Source organism: Rathayibacter sp. KR2-224 (assembly GCF_049446075.1).
GTDB lineage: Bacteria > Actinomycetota > Actinomycetes > Actinomycetales > Microbacteriaceae > Humibacter.
The window spans coordinates 377888-395866 of sequence record NZ_JBMSEB010000003.1 but is presented as its reverse complement, the minus strand read 5'-3'; the positions used below and the strand labels follow the sequence as shown (position 1 = coordinate 395866).

Here is a 17979-nt window from a genome sequence, read left to right as displayed (position 1 = left end):
GCTGGAGCGATGAGCGTCGAAGAGGCCGTCATCGTCGATGTCGTGCGCACCCCGAGTGGCCGCGGCAGGCCGGGAGGCGCGCTGAGCGGCGTGCATCCGGTCGATCTGCTCGGAGACCTGTTGGCCGAACTCGTGCGTCGGAACGATCTCGATCCGGGGGCGATCGACGATGTGATCGCGGGGTGCGTAGGCCAGGTCGGGCAGCAGTCCTTCAATGTGGCCCGCAACGCGGCGCTCGCGGCGGGCTTCCCCGAGCACATCCCGGGAACCACCATCGACAGGCAGTGCGGGTCGAGCCAGCAGGCCGCCACATTTGCGGCGCAGGCCATCATGTCGGGCATGCAGGACGTGGTGATCGCCTGTGGGGTCGAATCGATGAGCGCCGTGCCCATCGGAACCTCGACGCTCGGACGGGATGCCTACGGCAGCCGCCTCGCAGCACGCTACCCCGACGGTCTCGTCGGCCAAGGAGTGTCGGCCGAACTCATCGCCCAGAAGTACGGGTTCCGCCGGGACGAACTCGACGAATTCAGCGCTCGCTCGCACCGGCTCGCCGCCGAAGCCGCGGAGTCCGGGGAGTTCGACCGCGAACTCGTTCCGGTCGAGGTGAAGGATGCCGACGGCGGCACCCGAGTGGTCACCCGTGACGAGACGGTGCGGCCCGCGACCACCGTCGACGGGCTGGCCGGTCTCGCACCGTCGTTCCGCACCGATGCCCTGGCGGCCCGGTTCCCTGAACTCGACTGGAAGATCACGCCCGGCAACTCCTCCCCGCTGACCGACGGGGCATCGGCTGCGCTCATCATGAGCGCCAGACGCGCAGAACAACTCGGTCTGAAGCCCCGTGCCCGATTCCACGCGTTCGCCGTGACGGGAAGCGATCCCCTCTACATGCTCACCGGGATCATGCCGGCGACCAGTCGCATCCTCAAGCGGACGGGACTGAACCTCGACGAGATCGACGCGTACGAGGTGAACGAGGCGTTCGCGCCCGTTCCACTGGCCTGGCTGGAGGAGTTCGATGCCGACCCCGACCGCCTCAATGCCGACGGCGGAGCGATCGCCCTCGGCCACCCGCTTGGCGCGAGCGGCACGCGACTGCTCGGCACGCTGCTTGCCCGGCTCGAGCACACCGGCGGGCGCTACGGCCTGCAGACGATGTGTGAGGGCGGCGGCATGGCGAACGCCACCATCATCGAACGGCTATGAGGCGCGGCGGCGACGCAATACACACAACCGGAGGGGTATATGCGGATTCAGGAATGTAGCGCGATCGTCACGGGCGGTGCGTCCGGCCTGGGCAACGGCACGGCTCGAGTGCTCGCGGAGGCCGGGGCGAAGGTGGTCATCGTCGACCTGCCATCCTCACGCGGGGAAGAGGCGGCAGCTGAGCTCGGCGGCGTGTTCGCCGCTGCGGACGTGACCGACGTCGATCAGGTGCAGGCGGCCGTCGACGCAGCCCAGTCGCTCGCGCCGCTGCGGATCGCCATCAATTGCGCCGGTATCGCCACGGCGGGTCGTACGGTGGGCCGGGATGGCCCGCTCGCCCTTGATGGGTTCGAGCGCACGATCCGCATCAACCTGATCGGCACATTCAACGTGATCAGGCTCGCTGCCGCCGCCATGGCAGGCAACGAGCCGGTGGAGGCGCAGTCGCTGCCAGGCGTTCCCGCCACGAGGGAACGCGGTGTGATCGTCAGCACGGCATCCGTCGCCGCTTTCGACGGCCAGATCGGGCAGGCGGCCTATTCTGCGTCGAAAGGCGGAGTGGCGGCGATGACGCTGCCCATCGCGCGCGATCTGTCGAAACTGCTCATCAGGGTGATGACGATCGCCCCCGGCATCATGCAGACGCCGATGATGGCGGGAATGCCCGAAGACGTGCAGCGCTCGCTCGAGGAGCAGATCCCGCACCCGTCCCGCATGGGGACGCCCGGGGAATACGCCGCGCTCGCCCGGCACATCGTCGAGAACCCGTTGCTCAACGGTGAGGTCATCCGGCTCGACGGCGCCATCCGCATGCAGCCCAAGTGACGTTTCGTGTCGCGGGTATCACGGGTTGAGTAGCCGCGAAGCGGCGTATCGAAACCCGGCTCAGCATTGGTGCGGTTTCGATACGCGGCGGTGCGCGCCGCTACTCGCCCAGGGGGCCGGAGTGCGCGTCCAGGAACGAGTACAGCTCGGCGTCGTCGACGCCCGGGAAGACGCCGGTCGGTAGCGGCGAGAGGATGTGCGCGTGCAGCCGCGCGCTCGGCCAGGCCTTGTCCGCCCACGACGCCTCGAGCGAGGCATCCGGAACCCTGCAGCACGACGGGTCTGGGCACGTCGATGTGACGCGCGCCGTGGTCTCGCGCCCCCTGAACCACTTCGCATCCGCGAACGGCACGCCAACAGTGATCGTGAAGCTGCCGTCGTCGCCGCGTCCGGTCTGCGTGGCGCACCAGTAGGTGCCCGCGGGGGTGTCCGTGTACTGGTACAGCTCGGTCGTTCGGTTCGTCTGTGCGAACGAGTCGCGCGCGCTCCACTTCTTGCACACCGGCTGGCCCTCGATGGCCCCTGTGACATCCTTCGGCAGCGGCAGTCCGTCGTTCTCGTACCCCTTGTAGAGCGCGCCGTCCTCGCCCACGCGAAGGAAGTGCATCCTGATTCCGAGGTGCACCGTGATGAGGTTGGTCAGGCGAAGGGATGCCGCCTCGTGCGTCACCCCGAACGCGTCGCGGAAATCCTCTACCGCGAGGTCGCGATCCTTCTTCGCCTCCTGCAGGAACGACACGGCGGCGCTCTGCGGCATGAGGCAGCATGCGGCGAAGTAGTTGATCTCCAGCCGTTGGCGCAGGAACTCGGCGTAGCTGGACGGCTTCTCGTGCCCGAGCAGGCGGTGTGCGAGGGCCTGCAGCGCCATCGAGCGGAGGCCGTGGCCGCCGGGGATGGAGGCAGGAGGCAGATAGATGCGCCCGTTCTCCAGGTCGGTGATGGAGCGGGTGGAGTTGGGCAGGTCGTCGACGTAGACGAGCTGGAAGCCGAGCCGCTTGGCCATCACGCTCACCTCTCGGTGCGTGAGGGCTCCTGAGACGTGACCGGATGCCTTCACCTGCTCCTCCGCGATCCGCTCGATCTCGGGCAGGTAGTTGTCGCGGTCGCGCATCCATTCGCGAAGCTCGGTATTCGCGCGCCTGGCTTCCTCCGGTGTGGCGATGGCCTTGCTCGCCTGCCTGGCGAGCTCTCTGTGCAGGCCGACGAGTGCGGCAAGCGTCTCCGTCGGCGTGCCCTTTGTCGGCCGCACGACGGGTAACCCGAGCGTGGTGTAGAGGGGCGAGTTCTGCGCGCGCCGGAGCTCCAGTTCGTATGCCGTGCGCTCGTCCGGAGGTTCGGCCACGAGAAGGGTCGCCAGGTCGACGCCGATGGCGCTCGCGATGGATTGCAGCACCGTGAGCTTCGGTTCGCGCTTTCCGTTCTCGATCATCGAGAGCTGGCTCTGGGACAGGCCAACGGTCTCGCTCACGCGCTCGAGCGTCAGCCCTGAGCGCGTGCGGAAATGGCGAATCCGGTGACCGATCGTGGCGACGTCTGCGGTGTCGGCATCCATTCGTTCACGGTAGCAAAAGAATCCAGATTCTTTAGCGCGGATGTCTGATCATGAGCGGTCGAAGTGGCGCGAGAGTGAAAAGGACGGCGGCTCGGCAACGAGGCTGGCGTAGCGGACGACTGCATCGAAGAGACGAGGACGAGCGGGTATGACGATCATCCAGAGGCCTAAGAAGGCGCAGGAGACGACGAAGACGCAGAACCCGCAATCTCACGAGCGGCAAGCTGCCCGAGAACCGGCGCAGCCGCGACAAGCGGGGCGACCCTGGAGCCTGGCCCCTCGGACGCAGAACGGTTCGGCCCGGCCGGACCTGGCCGCAGCTGCGCCTGCCGCGACACAGACCAGCCGGGCGGATGACGAGGGCACCGACATCCGCCCGGCTACCTCCTTCGGAGCGCACCGTGCAGAGCTCGAGGGGTCGAGCACGGAATCCCGCACCGAAACAGGAACGAGCGATCCGGATCTGGCGGCATGGGTCGCAGGAATCGCCGAACTCACCCAGCCCGACGAGATCGTCTGGTGCGACGGGTCGCGCGCGGAAGCCGATCGGCTCTTCAAGCTCCAGGTCGCGAGTGGGCAGCTCATCAAGCTCAATCCGGAATGGCGGCCGGGCAGCTACCTCGCCCGTACCGATCCGAGCGACGTGGCTCGGGTGGAGGCGCGCACGTTCATCTGCTCAGAACACGAGCACGACGCCGGCCCGACCAACAACTGGCGAGAGCCCGCAGAGATGCGTCGCGAACTCGACAACGTCTTCGCAGGCAGCATGCGCGGCCGCACCATGTACGTCGTGCCGTTCTCGATGGGACCGCTTGGCGGTGCCATCTCACAGCTCGGCGTGGAGATAACCGACTCCCCATACGTGGTCGTCTCGATGGGCATCATGACGCGAATGGGACGAGGGGCGCTCGACCTGATCGAGGAGGGCCGCCCGTGGGTGCGCACCGTGCACAGCGTGGGGTACCCGCTCGCGGATGCCGACGGCATCCGTCGTTCGGACGTCGCATGGCCGTGCAGCGACACGAAGTACATCGTGCACTTCCCGAACGACCGTGAGGTGTGGTCGTACGGCAGCGGCTACGGCGGCAACGCGCTGCTCGGCAAGAAGTGTTTCGCTCTTCGGATCGCCTCTCAGATGGCTCGCGAGGAGGGCTGGCTCGCCGAGCACATGCTCATCATCAAGGTGACGTCGCCTGCGGGCCGGGCCCACCACATCGCCGCGGCATTCCCCTCGGCATGCGGCAAGACGAATCTCGCGATGCTGCGTTCCCGGTTGCCCGGGTGGAGTGTCGAGACGATCGGCGACGACATCGCGTGGCTCAAGCCGGATGCCGACGGCCGGCTCCGAGCGATCAATCCCGAGCGAGGCTTCTTCGGCGTGGCACCGGGAACGGGGGAGTCGACCAACAGATCGGCGGTGGAGACGCTGTGGGGCAACACGATCTTCACGAACGTGGCACTTCGCGACGACGGCGACGTGTGGTGGGAGGGGCTGACCGACGACCCTCCCAAGCACCTCATCGACTGGCGCGGCGAGGACTGGACGCCGGATGCCGGTCGCCCCGCCGCCCATCCGAACTCGCGTTTCACGGTGCCCGCTGAGCAGTGCCCCACCATCGCTGACGACTGGGAAGACCCGGACGGCGTCCCGATCGACGCGATCGTGTTCGGCGGCCGCCGTGCCACGAACGTGCCGCTCGTACTGCAGGCCAGGGACTGGAAGCACGGGGTGTTCCTCGGCGCCACGATCGCCTCGGAGCGTACGGCCGCCGCAGAGGGGACGATCGGCGAGTTGCGGCGCGACCCGTTCGCCATGCTCCCGTTCTGCGGGTACAACATGGCCGACCACTGGGCGCACTGGCTGAGCATCGGAGAGCAGCTGGGTGCGAACGCTCCCGCCGTGTTCCAGGTGAACTGGTTCCGCAGGGGCACGGACGGTTCGTTCCTGTGGCCTGGGTTCGCCGAGAACATGCGCGTCATCGCATGGATCGTCGGCCGGCTCGAGGGCACCGCGGCCGCCGTGGACGCGAGCCTCGGCAGGGTGCCTGCGCGGGCATCCTTCGACCTCGACGGACTCGAGCTGGAACCGGATGCCTTCGACCAGCTCTTCGAGATCGACCCGCAGGCATGGCTGGCCGAGTGCGACCTGACCGAGCACTTCTTCGGCCGTTTCGGCGGTCGGGTGCCGCCGGCGCTGATGGCCGAACTGGAGTCGCTGCGGTATCGCCTGCGGTACTGACCGGCTCCTGGGTTTCGATACGCGGCCTGCGGCTGCTACTCAACCCGCGGTGGTGGTGGCCTTCGGCCGCTACTCGACCCGCGGTGGCGGTGGCGGTGGGCCAAGCACGTCGTCGAGCACCTGCAGCACGTGACGGTACTCGCGGCCGGTCGCCCTGGTCATCCCGAGCTCGCACGTGCGGTTGAGCGACGCGTGTTCGACGCTGTCGAGAACGGCCACCTCCGCAGCCTCGGGTGCCGTGGCGCTCGCCGTGAACTCGGGATGCAGCATGCCCCGGTCGCCGGCGAAGGCGCAGCATCCCCAGTCGTCGGGAATCGTCACGAGGTTGGCGGCCGCCTCGGCCACACGTACCAGCGACGGGTTCGCGCCGATCCGGGTCGAGGAGCAGGTCGGATGCAGAGTGAGCGACTCGACCTTGCCGTCCGCGTCCGCCTGCGGCAGCACCGGCAGCACGTGCTCGTCCACGAACTGCACGGCATCCATCACCCGGATGCCTCGCGCAGCTGCCGCCTCGAGCATGACCTCGAGGCCCTCGCTGCACGACGACGCGTCGCACACGACCGGCAGCCTGCCGGCATCCGTGGCCTCGAGCAGCGTTGCGACGACGCGGTCGGTCATCGCAGCGTAACCGTCGGTGAGACCCTTCGATTTCCATGGTGTGCCGCAGCACAGCGACGGGATGCCGTCCGGCGTCGCCACCTCGATCCCTGCGCGCTCGCACAGGCGCAGGAACGACTCCGCGACGCCGTCGCCGACCGCGCGGAACATGGTGTTGGTGCAGCTGGGGAAGTAGATCGCCACCGGATGCTCCGCTGCAGCTTTCGCGCGCGGTCTTCCGCCCGCCGGCAGGTCGGGGGAGTACTGCGGAACGGTCTCGGCACCCAGCAGGGTCCGGGCTGCGCGGGTTGCGAGTTCCGGGAGCACGGCAGGAACGCTCTTCGCCACCGACAGGGCGGCGCCTCCCGCCTCGGATGCCGCACCCCAGTGCTTGGCGGCCGAGGACCAGGCTCGCTGCTCGATGGCGTTGCTGCCCTCGGCGCGCAGCCGCCGGACGAGATCGCCTGTGTTGATGAGCACAGGGCACGCCGTCTGGCACATGCCGTCGACCGCGCAGGTCTCGACTCCGTCGTAGCGGTACTCACGCTCGATGTCACGCACGAGGTCCACGTCGCCCGCTGCGCGAGCCTTCTCGAGTTCCCGGCGCATCACGATGCGCTCGCGCGGCGTGATCGTGATGTCCTTGCTCGGGCACACGGGCTCGCAATAGCCGCACTCCACGCAACGATCGACCTCGGGCTCGACCGTTGGCGCCACCTTGAGGTTCTTCAGGTAGCCGTCCGGGTCTTCGGTGAGGAGCACGCCGGGGTTGAGCAGCATTTCCGGGTCGATGAGGCGCTTGAGCCGCCACATCACGTCGTACAGCTCGTCGCCGTACTGCCTGCGCACGAAGGGTGCCATGACGCGGCCGGTTCCGTGCTCGGCCTTGAGCGTGCCGCCCTGCGCGAGCACGAGATCGACCAAGTGCTCGGTGAAGGCCCGATACCGGCTCACCGAGTCGGGTCCGTCGAAGCGTTCGTTCACGAGGAAGTGGATGTTGCCGTCCTTGGCATGCCCGAAGATCACCGAGCCCTCGTACCCGTGCTCTTTGAACAGCGCGGTGAGGCGGGTGCAGGTCTCGTTCAGCCGGTCGACCGGCACCGCGATGTCCTCGAGCAGCGCCGTCGTGCCCGACGGGCGGGCGCCGGCGACCGCGGTGTAGAGGCCCTTCCTGATGTGCCACAGGTCGGCCCGCTCGCCTGCGTCCGTCGACAGCAGAGTCTCCGGGTCGTATGACGCGTCGAGCTGCAGCGCTGCGAACACTCCTGGCGCTTGCGCCAGCCGCTCATCGAGCGCGTCAGCCGTCGGCTCCTGGTACTCCACCAGCAGAGCCGCGTGACCCCCGACGACCAGCCTTCGCAGCGCCGGTGGTGCTTGCGGATCGAGCTGTGCCACGCGCAGAGCCGCAGCGTCCAGCAGCTCGATGGTGGCGAATCCGGCGGCGATCAACTGCTCGAGGGATGCCGTGGCATCCGTCAGCGACGCGAACACGAGTAGGCCGGTGGCCGCATACGGCAGCACGGGGACGGTGCGGAAGGTGGCCTCCGCGACGAACGCGAGCGTGCCTTCCGAACCGATCACGACATGCTCGAGGATGTCGATCGGCTCGTCGTGGTCGAGGAACGAGTTGAGGCCGTACCCCATCGTGTTCTTGATCGAGTGCAGGCGGCGCAGGGTGGCAACCGATTCCGAGTTGCTCCTGATGCGGTCGCGCAGTGCAGTCAGTCCGGCGTCGATGCCGGGCTCCCTTGTTCGCAGGGTGTCGGCGGCATCGCTGGAGGAGGTGTCGATGATGGTTCCGCTCGGCAGCACGAGCACCGCGCTCTCGAGCGTGCGGTAGGTGTTCGCATGGATGCCGCACGACATCCCGCTCGAGTTGTTCGCGACGACGCCGCCGACGGTGCAGGCGATCTCGCTGGCCGGGTCGGGTCCGAGCTTGGTCCCGTGTCTGGCCAGCCGGGTGTTGACCGCTCGCACCGTGGCGCCCGGCTGCGTGCGAACGCGCGCGCCACCGTCCAGCACGTCGATGCGCCGGAAACCCCGCCGGGTGTCGATCACGACGCTGTCGCTGCCGGCCTGCCCGGAGAGGCTCGTTCCTCCCGAGCGGAAGGTGACAGGCACCCCATCGGTCCGGCAGGCCGCGAGGATGCCTGCGACCTGCTGCTCGTCGCTCGCGATGGCGACCGCTCGGGGAAGCAGGCTGTAGTGGGATGCGTCGTGAGCGGCGGTGTAGCGGTCCGTCGCCCGTGTGCCGACGCGAGTCGCGACATCCGTCAGCCTGTCGACGAGTCGGTCGAACGACTCGTCGACATCACCGTGCGATGCCGTGCCGCGTCTTCGCATGCTTCCTCCACGTCAGCCCGAGCTCGTGCCGAGCTCACACCAGCAGCTGGTGCTTCGCCAACTCACGATAGAGCGGTGTGGACTCCACGAGTTGCGAATGCGTGCCGACCCCGACCACCCGGCCTTTGTCGAGCACCACGATCTGGTCGGAGTCGACGACGGTGGAGAGCCGGTGCGCGATGACGATGAGGGTGCGGTTCTCGGCGACCGCGTCGATGGCCTCGCGCATCAACTGCTCGTTGGGGCCGTCGAGGCTCGAGGTCGACTCGTCGAGCAGCAGCACGGGCGGTGCGGCGAGCAGTGCCCTGGCGATGGCGAGTCGCTGGCGCTCGCCGCCTGAGAGCATGACGCCGTCCTCGCCCACGGGCGCGGCCAGGCCGAGCGGGCTGCGCTCGAGCACGTCGGTGAGGTTCACCGCGTGCAGCACGTCGATGCATTGGGCGTCGGTGGCGGTCGGCGTCGCGAGCGTGAGGTTGTCGCGGAGCGAGCCGGCAAGCACGGGCGCATCCTGCTCCACGTAGCCGATCTGGGCTCGCAGGTCTGCACGGTCGAGCGTGCGGATGTCGAGGCCGCCCATTGAGATGACGCCGCTGTCGGGATCGTAGAAGCGCTCGATGAGGGCGAGGATCGTGCTCTTGCCCGCACCCGATGGCCCGACGAGGGCGGTTCGCTTGCCGCGCGGCACCGTGAAGCTGACGCCGTGCAGCACGCCTTCCTCGGCCTCGGCCGTGGCATCGGATGCCGTCAGCCCCGTGACCGAGACCGCCTGCGCCGTCACCGTGCCTGCTCGCTTCTCCGCTTCGGCGACAACGTCGCGCCCCGCGAAAGCCCCGACGGCCTCGGCGGCCGTGGATTCGTCGTCGGGCCCGGTTTCGCGCGCCGTTCTGGCGGCGATCACGGCCTCGGGGTAGGCGAACCGCACGTTCTCGAACGCGATGGCGGGGGCATCGGGGTTCACCGCCGCGTTCGCCGGACCGACCATGACGGCACGCTGATCCGGCGGCAGATCCGACGCGTCTTCGCTGGGCAACTCGATGATCTCCTGAATGCGGCCGAGCGCGCCGAGTGCCGAGTTGACCGACGTAAGCGCGCCGAATGCCTGACCGAGCGGCAGGATCATCATGAACAGGAACAGGATGAAGGCCACCAGATTCGCAACCGTGATCGCGCCGCTGGCCACCCGGAAACCGCCAACGCCGAGCACGACGAGGAAGGACACCTGCATGGCGATGCCGGCAACCGGCACGACGAGAGCCGAGATCTTCGCGACGCTCACGCCCATGCGGTAGGCGCCGGTGGCATCCTCGTCGACGCTCTCGATCTCGCGAGACGTGGCGCCGGCGGCTCGGATGGTGCGCACCGAGCTGATCGCGCGCTCCACTGCAGCAGCAAGATCGCCCACCCGTTCCTGCGCCTTGCGGCTGGCGACCCTGATGCGCCCGGAGAGCAGCACGACGACGACGATCGAGACGGCGATCACGAGAACGGTCAGACCGAGCAGCACTGGGTCGATGACGAGCATGGCGATCAGCGCGCCGATGAAGGTGAGCGCACCGCCGATCGCCTCGACGAGGCCCTGTGTGAGCACTGCGCGCAGCAGCGTCGTGTCGCTGCTCACACGGGAGACGAGGTCGCCGGTGCGGCGGGCGTCGAATTCGCTGATGGGGAGGTTGAGCATGCGTGCGATGAGACGTTTGCGCGAGGAGAGCACGACGCTCTCCCCGGTGCGCTGCAGCAGATAGTGCTGGTACCCGGAGATGAGCCCGGAGACGATGACGAGCGCAACGAGCCCCCACACCAGCAGGCCAAGCGTCTTGCCGCTTTCGACGATGCCGATCACCTGGCTGACGAGCAGCGGCTGGGCGAGGCTCGCGGCGGCACCAAGCACGCTGAGCACGACGACCACTGCCATGGGGCCTTTGTGTTCGAAGACGTAGGGCAGCAGCTGGCCGAAGGTGGCACGAGGCCCTTCGTCCTTCTTCGGGCGGCCGAACGGACGGCGTGCCGGCGCGGTTGAAGTCATGTTTGCTCCGAATCGGGGGTGGCGCCGAAAGGGTATCAACGGCGGCTGCGCATTGCTCTTGACCTCTGGGGGCGCCACTGTCGCACGTCTCGATTACGTTGGAGATCGTGTCTTCGCCGGTGATCGTCGCATCCGACCTCGTCAAGCAGTACGGGGATGTCACGGCCGTGGGCGGCATCTCGTTCGAGGTCGCGCCGGGCGAGTCGTTCGGTCTGCTCGGGCCGAATGGTGCAGGCAAATCGACCACCATGCGCATGATCGGCGCGGTCACGACACGCACGAGCGGCACCTTGGAGATCCTGGGCCTCGACCCCGACAGGTTCGGGCCGGAGATCCGTTCGCAACTGGGCGTTGTTCCGCAGTCAGACAACCTCGACGAGGAGCTCCGGGTGCGCGAGAACCTCATCGTCTACGGCCGCTACTTCGGGCTGCCCACGGCCAAGGTGCGCAGCAAGGCGGACGACCTGCTGGCCTTCGCGCAGCTGCAGGACAAGGCGAAGGCGAAGGTCACCGACCTCTCCGGAGGCATGAAACGGCGGCTCACGATCGCGCGTGGCCTCATGAACGATCCGCGCATCCTGCTGCTCGACGAGCCCACGACCGGGCTCGACCCGCAGGCCAGGCACATTCTGTGGGACCGTCTGTTCCGTCTCAAGGAAGAGGGCACGACGCTCGTGCTCACCACCCACTACATGGATGAGGCCGAGCAGCTCTGCGACCGGCTCATCGTCGTCGACAAGGGCACGATCATGGCGGAGGGCACGCCCGCGTCGCTCATCAGGGAGTATTCGACGCGCGAGGTGCTCGAGCTGCGGTTCGGTGCGGACCGAAATGCCGCGATGGCGGAGCACCTGCACGACGCAGGCGACCGGGTGGAAGCGCTTCCCGACCGGGTGCTCGTGTACACGGCCGACGGTGAGGCCGAGCTGGCGCGTCTGACCGATTCGGGCATCCGTCCGCTGACCTCGCTCGTGCGGCGCTCGAGCCTCGAGGACGTGTTCCTGAGGCTCACGGGAAGAAGCCTGATCGAATGAGCGTGCTCGAAAGCCGCACGGCTGAGCTTCAGCGCGTTGCTGCCAAGCCGCGGCGCTTCGGCGCGTGGTACGTGGCGGAGCACCGGCTGCGCGTCATGCGCTCCTACGTTTCCACGGTGCTCATCGGCGCCGTCGGCACACCGTTGCTGTACCTGTTCGCCATGGGCGTCGGGCTCGGTGCGCTCGTCAGCTCCAACCTCGGCCCGCACGCCGTCGACGGCGTGAGCTATCTGCAGTTCGTCGCACCGGCTCTGCTGTGCACGGCGGGCGTCACCGTGGCGTCCGAGGAGTTCACCTACCCGATCATGCTGGGCTTCAAGTGGAACCCCACCTTCCTCGGTATCAGCTCGTCGCCCATCACGCCCGGGCAGATCATCGACGGCATGGTCATCTCGGTGGTCGCGCGCCTGCTGGGCTCGAGCATCCTTTACTGGCTGTTCATGCAGCTGTTCGGGGCGACTCCGCTGCCGACGGCGTTCCTCGGCGTCTTCATCGCGACGCTCGTCGGGCTCGCATTCGGCGCTCCGATCATGGCCTATGTCGCGACCATCCAGACCGACACGGGCCAGATCGCCATGCTCATGCGGTTCGTGATGCTGCCGCTCACCCTCTTCTCCGGCACGTTCTTCCCGCTGGCCACGATGCCCGTCTACCTGCAGTGGATCGGCTGGCTATCGCCCATCTGGCACGGCACCCAGCTCGCGCGCATCGTCTCGTATGGCGCCCAGGAACCGGTGTGGCTCGTGGCCGTGCACGTGCTCTACCTGATCGCCCTGTTCGTGCCGTTCTGGATGCTCACCAGACGCATCGCGAGAAAGAGGTTGTACTCGTGACGCGAGTGGATCTCGAGACGAGCATGAAGACATCCGGCGGGACCAGGAGCGTCGGATCCCTCTACGCGGGCAACGCACGTTCGGTCGTGTACCGCGGGTGGCTGGCCACCAAGTCGACCAACTGGCTGGTCGTCGTCTCTGGTGTGTTCGAGCCGGTGTTCTACCTGCTGTCTCTCGGCATCGGCCTCGGCGCACTCGTCGGCACGGTCACAGCTGGAGACGGCAGGCAGATCCCATACGCCGCGTTCATCGCACCTGCGCTGCTGGCGACGGCAGCGATGAACGGCGCCGTCTACGACTCCACCTGGAACGTGTTCTTCAAGATTCGCTTCGCACGACTCTACGAAGGGATGCTCGCCACCTCGCTCGGCCCCTTCGACGTCGCGCTCGGCGAGATATGGCTCGCACTCCTGAGGGGCACCGGCTACGCCATCGCGTTCATGATCGTCATGCAGCTGGTCGGACTGAACCTGTCCTGGTGGGCACTGCTGGCGCTGCCCGCCGTGCCGCTCGTCGCGCTCGCGTTCGCGAGCTTCGGTATGGGCGTGACGAGCTACATGAAGTCGTTCCAGCAGATGGACATCATCAACTTCGTCATGCTGCCGCTGTTCCTGCTGTCGGCGACGTTCTACCCGCTGTCGGTGTACCCGCCAGGCGTGCAGGTGATCATCCAGGCGTTACCGCTCTGGCAGAGCGTCGAGCTCGTGCGCTCGCTCACAACGGGCGCGGTGAGCGCTGGCATCCTGTGGCACGTGCTGTACCTCGCCGTCATGGCCGTGCTCGGCATGGTGCTGACCACACGACGGCTTCGCGCACTGTTCCTCGACTGAGCGGCTCAATCGGCTCGGCCGTACAAGTTGCACTTGCACGGCTCTCGCCTCAATCGCCCATATCGCGCTCACGCGCTCACGGGCTCAATCGGCTCGGCCGTACAAGTTGCACTTGCACGGCTCTCGCCTCAATCGCCCATATCGCGCTGCGCGCTCACGGGCTCAATCGGCTCGGCCGTACAAGTTGCACTTGCACGGCTCTCGCCTCAATCGCCCATAGGGTGGAAATATGAACGTGGCGAGCCTGATTTTCAACATCCTGCACGTGGTGGCGGCGGTCTTCATCGTCGGGCCGATGGCGATTCTGCCGATGACGGCGATGCGTGCTCTCCGCTCCGGCGAGGCAGGCCAGGTGCGCACTCTGGCGAAGTCGACCAACATCTTCGGACTGCTGTCACTGGTCGTCGTCATCCTCGGCTTCGGCGCCATGGGGCTCTCCGACCCGAAGTACCACACCACGATCGCCTCAACGTGGATCTGGCTGTCGATCGTGTTCTACGTCGTGGCGCTGGCACTCACCCTCTTCGTGGTCGTGCCCGCCATGCGACGAGCCGCCGACAACCTCGAAGGCGAGAACGCGGTCGAGGCGGAGGACCCGACCGCCGCCGGGGCATCCGCCGCGAAGACCGCAGGCTACGGCATGATCTCAGGCGCGAGCGGCGTCGCGAGCCTGTTGCTGCTCGCCGTCGTCGTGCTGATGGTCTGGAAGCCGTAGGCAGGGGAGGAATCTCCCGCGGAGCAGACAGGGCCGCATCCGGCCCGTGCCCTCTCAGCTGCCCGGCCTGCGCAGTTCCTGCAGCGTCAGGGCGGTCGCGACGGCCGCTCGGGCAGCCTCAGCTCCCTTGTCTTCCTTCGAGCCGGGCAGCCCCGCCCGGTCGAGCCCCTGCTGCTCATCGTCGAGGGTGAGCACGCCGAAACCGACGGCCTTGCCCGCGTCGAGGGCCACGCGAGTGAGCCCGTCGGTCGCCGCCGACGAGACGTACTCGAAGTGCGGGGTTCCGCCGCGGATGATCACACCGAGCGCCACCACCGCATCGGCACCCGCATCCAGTGCCGCCTTGCAGGCGATGGGCAACTCGAAGCTGCCTGGCACGCGCACGACCTTCCAGTCGGCCCCTGACGACTTCAGCTCACGTTCGGCACCCGCGATGAGCCCGTCCGCGATCGTCTCGTGCCACGTGCCGGCGACGACCACCACCTTCAGTCCTTCGGCGTTCAACGTCTCCTGGTCCGGTGCGCCGGCTCCGCTCATCGGGTCGTGCCTTTCTGCTTCGTGGAACGGGGGGTCTCGGATGCTGATTCGTCTCGCGCGGGTGCAGGAGCTGCCACGTGGTGCGCGATCAACTCGTCGTCGGAGGTGGCGGCGGCATCCCGTTCGTACTCGCCATCGGGCAGGCTCGCCTCCGACAGGCCAGCTGGCAGAAGATGGCCGAGGCGGTCGCGCTTCGTGGCAAGGTACTGCTCGTTCAGGGCGCCCAAGCCGACGATGAGCGGCACCCGCTCCTCGACCACGACGCCATGCTCGTTCAACTGCCGCACCTTGTCGGGGTTGTTCGTAAGCAACCGCACGGAGCGCAGACCGAGGTCGGCGAGGATCGCGGATGCCGCACCGTAGTCGCGTGCATCGATCGGCAGCCCGAGCGCGAGGTTCGCATCCAGCGTGTCGAGCCCGTCCTCCTGCAGCCGGTAGGCGCGCAGCTTGTTGATCAGGCCGATGCCTCGACCCTCGTGCCCGCGCAGGTAGACGACCACGCCGCCATCACGCTGGATGGTGTCGAGGGCGGCATCCAGCTGGGGGCCGCACTCGCACTTCAGCGAGCCGAAGGCCTCGCCCGTAAGGCACTCGGAGTGCACGCGCACCAGCGATCCGTTCTCGCCCGGCTCTCCCGCAATGATGGCGACATGGTCGGCACCGGTCATACGGTCACGGTAGGCGCGCATGCGGAACGGGCCGTGTGTGGTCGGCACCGTCGTCTCCACCTCGAAGATCACGCGAGAGCTCTCGGGCACCGACGGCACAGGTCCGAGCGGGGTGTCCCAGTGGAACTCCTGCAGGTAATCGATCAACGCCTCAATCGTGATGACCGGCACGTTCTCACGCTGGCCGAACTCGATGAGCTCCGGCAGCCGCATCATCTCGCCGTCTTCCGAGACGACCTCGGCGATCGCGGCGACGGGCGTCATGCCGGCGAGCTTGAGCAGGTCGACGGCGGCCTCGGTATGTCCGTCGCGTTCGCGGACTCCACCATCCACCGCACGCAAGGGCACGATGTGGCCGGGGCGGTGCAGGCTGCGTGCGGTCGACGACGGGTCGGCCAGCACGCGGAGCGTGTGCGCGCGATCAGCGGCGCTGATCCCGGTGGAAAGCCGGTCGGCGGCGTCCACGGTGATCGTGTAGTTCGTGCCGCGGGAGTCCTCATTGTCCACCACCATCACAGGCAGCTCGAGCTTGTCGGCCAACTCATTCGTGAGGGGAGCGCACACGAAACCCGAGGTGTACCGCACCAACCATGAGATCCACTCCTGCGACGCCGTCTCGGCGGCGAGGATCACATCGCCTTCGTTCTCGCGGCTCTCGTTGTCCGCCACGAGCACCGGTCGGCCGGCGCGCAGCGAATCCAGCGCCTCCTGGATAGTCGCCAGCATCATGCCTCGCTCCTCACATCGGATGCCCTATGCCGTGCGGATGCCTGTTCGACAGCCAGCATGCGCTCGACGTGCCTGGCGAGGATGTCCGTCTCCACGTTCACCCGATCGCCCACCTCGAGGCGTCCCAGCGTCGTGGCCGTGAGCGTCTCGGGAATGAGCGACACCTCGAACCACTGCTGCACGGCATCCGCGTCACTCACCGCCGACACGGTGAGCGACACTCCATCCACCGCGACCGACCCCTTGCGCGTCACGAGCGACGCGATCTCGGGAGAGAGGCTGAAGCGCACCACGCTCCAGGCATCCCCAGGGGTCACCCCGAGCACCGTCGAGATGCTGTCGACGTGCCCCTGCACGATGTGGCCGCCGAGCCGGTCTCCGACGAGCGCCGCACGCTCCAGGTTGACCGCCGTGCCGGGTGCCGCGTCGTCGAGCGTGCTCACAGAGAGCGTCTCGGCCATCACGTCGGCGGTGAACGAGTCCTCCGTCTGATCGACGACGGTGAGGCAGACCCCGCTCACCGCGATCGAGTCGCCGTGTTTCGCGCCTTGCACCGCAAGCGGCCCGCGCACGGTGACGCGCGCTGCGTCGTTGCTCTTCTCGACGGCGATGATCTCGCCGAGCTCTTCGATGATTCCGGTGAACATCCTCATGCTCCTTGCTGAGTCGGTTCGGTCTGAGCCGCTTCTTCGGCTCGTCGTTCGGTGGTGTGACTTTCGGTCGCGCCACGTCCGTCGATGGCGGCAGTCGGCCGTCGGGTTTCTGGGGGTCGCGATCGCATATCTGCCGTTTCCGCTTCCCAAGCGTTGAGGCTGCGCCGTGCCCTGTTGGTGGCCACGACGAGCACGTCGTCACCGAGCTGCTCGACGTGTCGGGTCTGAAGTCTGTGCTGCTGCGCGATGCCGGCTACGCCGATGTCGCCGAGCGCCGTGCGGGCCCCGCCGAGCAGTGTCGGCGCGAGATAGATGTGGAACTCGTCGACGAGTCCCTCGCGCACGAACGAGGCGGCCAGCGTCGGCCCAGCCTCCACATAAGCCCTGCGGACCCCGCGGTCGCGCAGCTCGACGAGCGTGGCGGCGAGGTCGTGTCCGCTGAGCAAGATCGGCGCGTTCGGATGCCTGCGCACCGCGGCATCCTGTGGCACCGGCCGGTCGCCGAGCACGACAGGCACAGGCTGTCGCACCATCAGCTCTCCTGCGTCGGCTCGCGCGGTCAGGCTGGGGTCGTCTGCCAGCACGGTGCCTGTCCCGACGATGATGGCGTCAGATGCTCCACGCTGCTCGTGCACGTGCTGCCGCGCCGCGGTACCCGTGATCCACCTGCTGCTGCCGTCGGCAGCCGCGACCCGGCCGTCGAGGCTGCTCGCCCACTTCAGCGTGACGTAGGGGCGGCCCAGGCGCGCGGCCGTGAGCCAGTCCTGCAGGAGCCGCGTCGCGGCATCCGCTTCGACTCCGGAGATCACCTCGACGCCGGCCAGGCGAAGGCGGTCGGCCCCGCCGTGCGATGCCTGGCCGGGGTCGTCGACTGCGTAGACGACGCGTGAGACGCCGGCCGCGATCAGTGCCTCGCTGCAGGGGCCGGTGCGTCCGGTGTGGTTGCACGGTTCGAGCGAGACGACGGCGGTCGCGCCTGATGCCTGACCGGGCACGAGCTTCGACAGCGCATCGACTTCGGCATGGGCAGTGCCGGCTCCGCGGTGCCAGCCCTCGGCGAGGACATCGCCGTCGGGGGAGAGGATGACACACCCCACTCGCGGATTCACGCCGTGTTCCGGTCCGAGCGCAGCGAGTTCGAGCGCACGCCGCATGGGCGCTTCGAACCCTGTCTCGATCATCCCGGTCTCCG

14 protein-coding genes are annotated in these 17979 nt (G+C 67.8%); 7 read left to right on the top strand and 7 right to left on the bottom strand.

Going from position 1 to position 17979, the window contains the following annotated elements; genetic code table 11:
* The first annotated feature begins 9 nt into the window (after nucleotides 1–9).
* A complete protein-coding gene (locus ACO2Q7_RS16745; RefSeq protein WP_423356848.1) occupies nucleotides 10–1209 on the top strand; it encodes a thiolase family protein in 1200 nt (399 codons plus the stop codon).
* A gap of 39 nt (nucleotides 1210–1248) precedes the next feature.
* Complete coding sequence (locus ACO2Q7_RS16740; RefSeq protein WP_423356847.1) at nucleotides 1249–2034, top strand: 3-hydroxyacyl-CoA dehydrogenase; 786 nt, start codon at nucleotides 1249–1251, stop codon at nucleotides 2032–2034.
* A 100-nt stretch (nucleotides 2035–2134) separates the two neighbouring features.
* Here the strand turns inward: ACO2Q7_RS16740 and ACO2Q7_RS16735 are convergent, their stop codons facing one another.
* Nucleotides 2135–3586 carry a helix-turn-helix domain-containing protein gene (locus tag ACO2Q7_RS16735; protein WP_423356846.1) on the bottom strand — a complete coding sequence of 484 codons (1452 nt, stop codon included), beginning with the start codon at nucleotides 3584–3586 and terminating at the stop codon, nucleotides 2135–2137.
* A gap of 148 nt (nucleotides 3587–3734) precedes the next feature.
* Here ACO2Q7_RS16735 and ACO2Q7_RS16730 point away from each other — a divergent pair, with 148 nt between their 5' ends.
* Nucleotides 3735–5825 carry a phosphoenolpyruvate carboxykinase (GTP) gene (locus tag ACO2Q7_RS16730; protein WP_423356845.1) on the top strand — a complete coding sequence of 697 codons (2091 nt, stop codon included), beginning with the start codon at nucleotides 3735–3737 and terminating at the stop codon, nucleotides 5823–5825.
* 69 nt (nucleotides 5826–5894) lie between these two features.
* Here the strand turns inward: ACO2Q7_RS16730 and ACO2Q7_RS16725 are convergent, their stop codons facing one another.
* Together ACO2Q7_RS16725 and ACO2Q7_RS16720 are read right to left on the bottom strand one after the other, a co-directional pair.
* Entirely contained in the window at nucleotides 5895–8765 is a 2871-nt protein-coding gene (locus ACO2Q7_RS16725; RefSeq protein ID WP_423356844.1) for an FAD-binding and (Fe-S)-binding domain-containing protein, read from the bottom strand.
* Nucleotides 8766–8799: 34 nt separating this feature from the next.
* Nucleotides 8800–10788 (bottom strand): ABC transporter ATP-binding protein, encoded by a 1989-nt coding sequence (locus ACO2Q7_RS16720; protein WP_423356843.1) that lies wholly within the window; start codon nucleotides 10786–10788, stop codon nucleotides 8800–8802.
* Between the two features lie 107 nt (nucleotides 10789–10895).
* On the opposite strand from ACO2Q7_RS16720, the gene ACO2Q7_RS16715 reads away from it, so the two are divergent.
* The 4 genes from ACO2Q7_RS16715 (at nucleotide 10896) to ACO2Q7_RS16700 (ending at nucleotide 14200) form a co-directional block, all read left to right on the top strand.
* Nucleotides 10896–11822 carry an ABC transporter ATP-binding protein gene (locus ACO2Q7_RS16715; RefSeq protein ID WP_423356842.1) on the top strand — a complete coding sequence of 309 codons (927 nt, stop codon included), beginning with the start codon at nucleotides 10896–10898 and terminating at the stop codon, nucleotides 11820–11822.
* A complete protein-coding gene (locus ACO2Q7_RS16710; RefSeq protein ID WP_423356841.1) occupies nucleotides 11819–12655 on the top strand; it encodes an ABC transporter permease in 837 nt (278 codons plus the stop codon). The genes ACO2Q7_RS16715 and ACO2Q7_RS16710 overlap by 4 nt, the downstream gene beginning before the upstream one ends.
* 23 nt (nucleotides 12656–12678) lie before the next feature.
* Nucleotides 12679–13485 carry an ABC transporter permease gene (locus ACO2Q7_RS16705; RefSeq protein WP_423356926.1) on the top strand — a complete coding sequence of 269 codons (807 nt, stop codon included), beginning with the start codon at nucleotides 12679–12681 and terminating at the stop codon, nucleotides 13483–13485.
* 229 nt (nucleotides 13486–13714) lie between these two features.
* Nucleotides 13715–14200 carry a DUF2269 family protein gene (locus tag ACO2Q7_RS16700; RefSeq protein WP_423356840.1) on the top strand — a complete coding sequence of 162 codons (486 nt, stop codon included), beginning with the start codon at nucleotides 13715–13717 and terminating at the stop codon, nucleotides 14198–14200.
* 54 nt (nucleotides 14201–14254) lie between these two features.
* On the opposite strand, the gene ribH is transcribed toward ACO2Q7_RS16700, so the two are convergent.
* The 4 genes from ribH to ribD are packed head-to-tail and all read right to left on the bottom strand — an operon-like array spanning nucleotide 14255 to nucleotide 17968.
* Nucleotides 14255–14737 carry a 6,7-dimethyl-8-ribityllumazine synthase gene (ribH, locus tag ACO2Q7_RS16695; RefSeq protein WP_423356839.1) on the bottom strand — a complete coding sequence of 161 codons (483 nt, stop codon included), beginning with the start codon at nucleotides 14735–14737 and terminating at the stop codon, nucleotides 14255–14257.
* Nucleotides 14734–16134 carry a 3,4-dihydroxy-2-butanone-4-phosphate synthase gene (gene ribB, locus ACO2Q7_RS16690; RefSeq protein WP_423356838.1) on the bottom strand — a complete coding sequence of 467 codons (1401 nt, stop codon included), beginning with the start codon at nucleotides 16132–16134 and terminating at the stop codon, nucleotides 14734–14736. Before ribB ends, ribH begins: the two co-directional genes overlap by 4 nt.
* The gene (locus tag ACO2Q7_RS16685) at nucleotides 16131–16781 is read right to left on the bottom strand and encodes a riboflavin synthase (protein WP_423356837.1); all 651 of its coding nucleotides are present in this window, start codon (nucleotides 16779–16781) and stop codon (nucleotides 16131–16133) included. Before ACO2Q7_RS16685 ends, ribB begins: the two co-directional genes overlap by 4 nt.
* A 2-nt stretch (nucleotides 16782–16783) precedes the next feature.
* Nucleotides 16784–17968: a bifunctional diaminohydroxyphosphoribosylaminopyrimidine deaminase/5-amino-6-(5-phosphoribosylamino)uracil reductase RibD gene (gene ribD / locus ACO2Q7_RS16680; protein WP_423356836.1), complete on the bottom strand. Its 1185-nt coding sequence runs from the start codon at nucleotides 17966–17968 to the stop codon at nucleotides 16784–16786.
* Nucleotides 17969–17979: the final 11 nt, after the last annotated feature.

Excerpts from the sequence above, each read along its gene's own strand:
- ACO2Q7_RS16735 (WP_423356846.1), bottom strand. The coding sequence starts at position 3,586 with ATGGATGCCGACACCGCAGACGTCGCCACGATCGGTCACCGGATTCGC.
- ACO2Q7_RS16705 (WP_423356926.1), top strand. The coding sequence starts at position 12,679 with ATGAAGACATCCGGCGGGACCAGGAGCGTCGGATCCCTCTACGCGGGC.
- ribD (WP_423356836.1), bottom strand. The coding sequence starts at position 17,968 with ATGATCGAGACAGGGTTCGAAGCGCCCATGCGGCGTGCGCTCGAACTC.
- ACO2Q7_RS16700 (WP_423356840.1), top strand. The coding sequence starts at position 13,715 with ATGAACGTGGCGAGCCTGATTTTCAACATCCTGCACGTGGTGGCGGCG.
- ACO2Q7_RS16710 (WP_423356841.1), top strand. The coding sequence starts at position 11,819 with ATGAGCGTGCTCGAAAGCCGCACGGCTGAGCTTCAGCGCGTTGCTGCC.
- ribB (WP_423356838.1), bottom strand. The coding sequence starts at position 16,134 with ATGATGCTGGCGACTATCCAGGAGGCGCTGGATTCGCTGCGCGCCGGC.
- ACO2Q7_RS16740 (WP_423356847.1), top strand. The coding sequence starts at position 1,249 with ATGCGGATTCAGGAATGTAGCGCGATCGTCACGGGCGGTGCGTCCGGC.
- ACO2Q7_RS16730 (WP_423356845.1), top strand. The coding sequence starts at position 3,735 with ATGACGATCATCCAGAGGCCTAAGAAGGCGCAGGAGACGACGAAGACG.
- ACO2Q7_RS16720 (WP_423356843.1), bottom strand. The coding sequence starts at position 10,788 with ATGACTTCAACCGCGCCGGCACGCCGTCCGTTCGGCCGCCCGAAGAAG.
- ribH (WP_423356839.1), bottom strand. The coding sequence starts at position 14,737 with ATGAGCGGAGCCGGCGCACCGGACCAGGAGACGTTGAACGCCGAAGGA.
- ACO2Q7_RS16685 (WP_423356837.1), bottom strand. The coding sequence starts at position 16,781 with ATGTTCACCGGAATCATCGAAGAGCTCGGCGAGATCATCGCCGTCGAG.
- ACO2Q7_RS16725 (WP_423356844.1), bottom strand. The coding sequence starts at position 8,765 with ATGCGAAGACGCGGCACGGCATCGCACGGTGATGTCGACGAGTCGTTC.
- ACO2Q7_RS16745 (WP_423356848.1), top strand. The coding sequence starts at position 10 with ATGAGCGTCGAAGAGGCCGTCATCGTCGATGTCGTGCGCACCCCGAGT.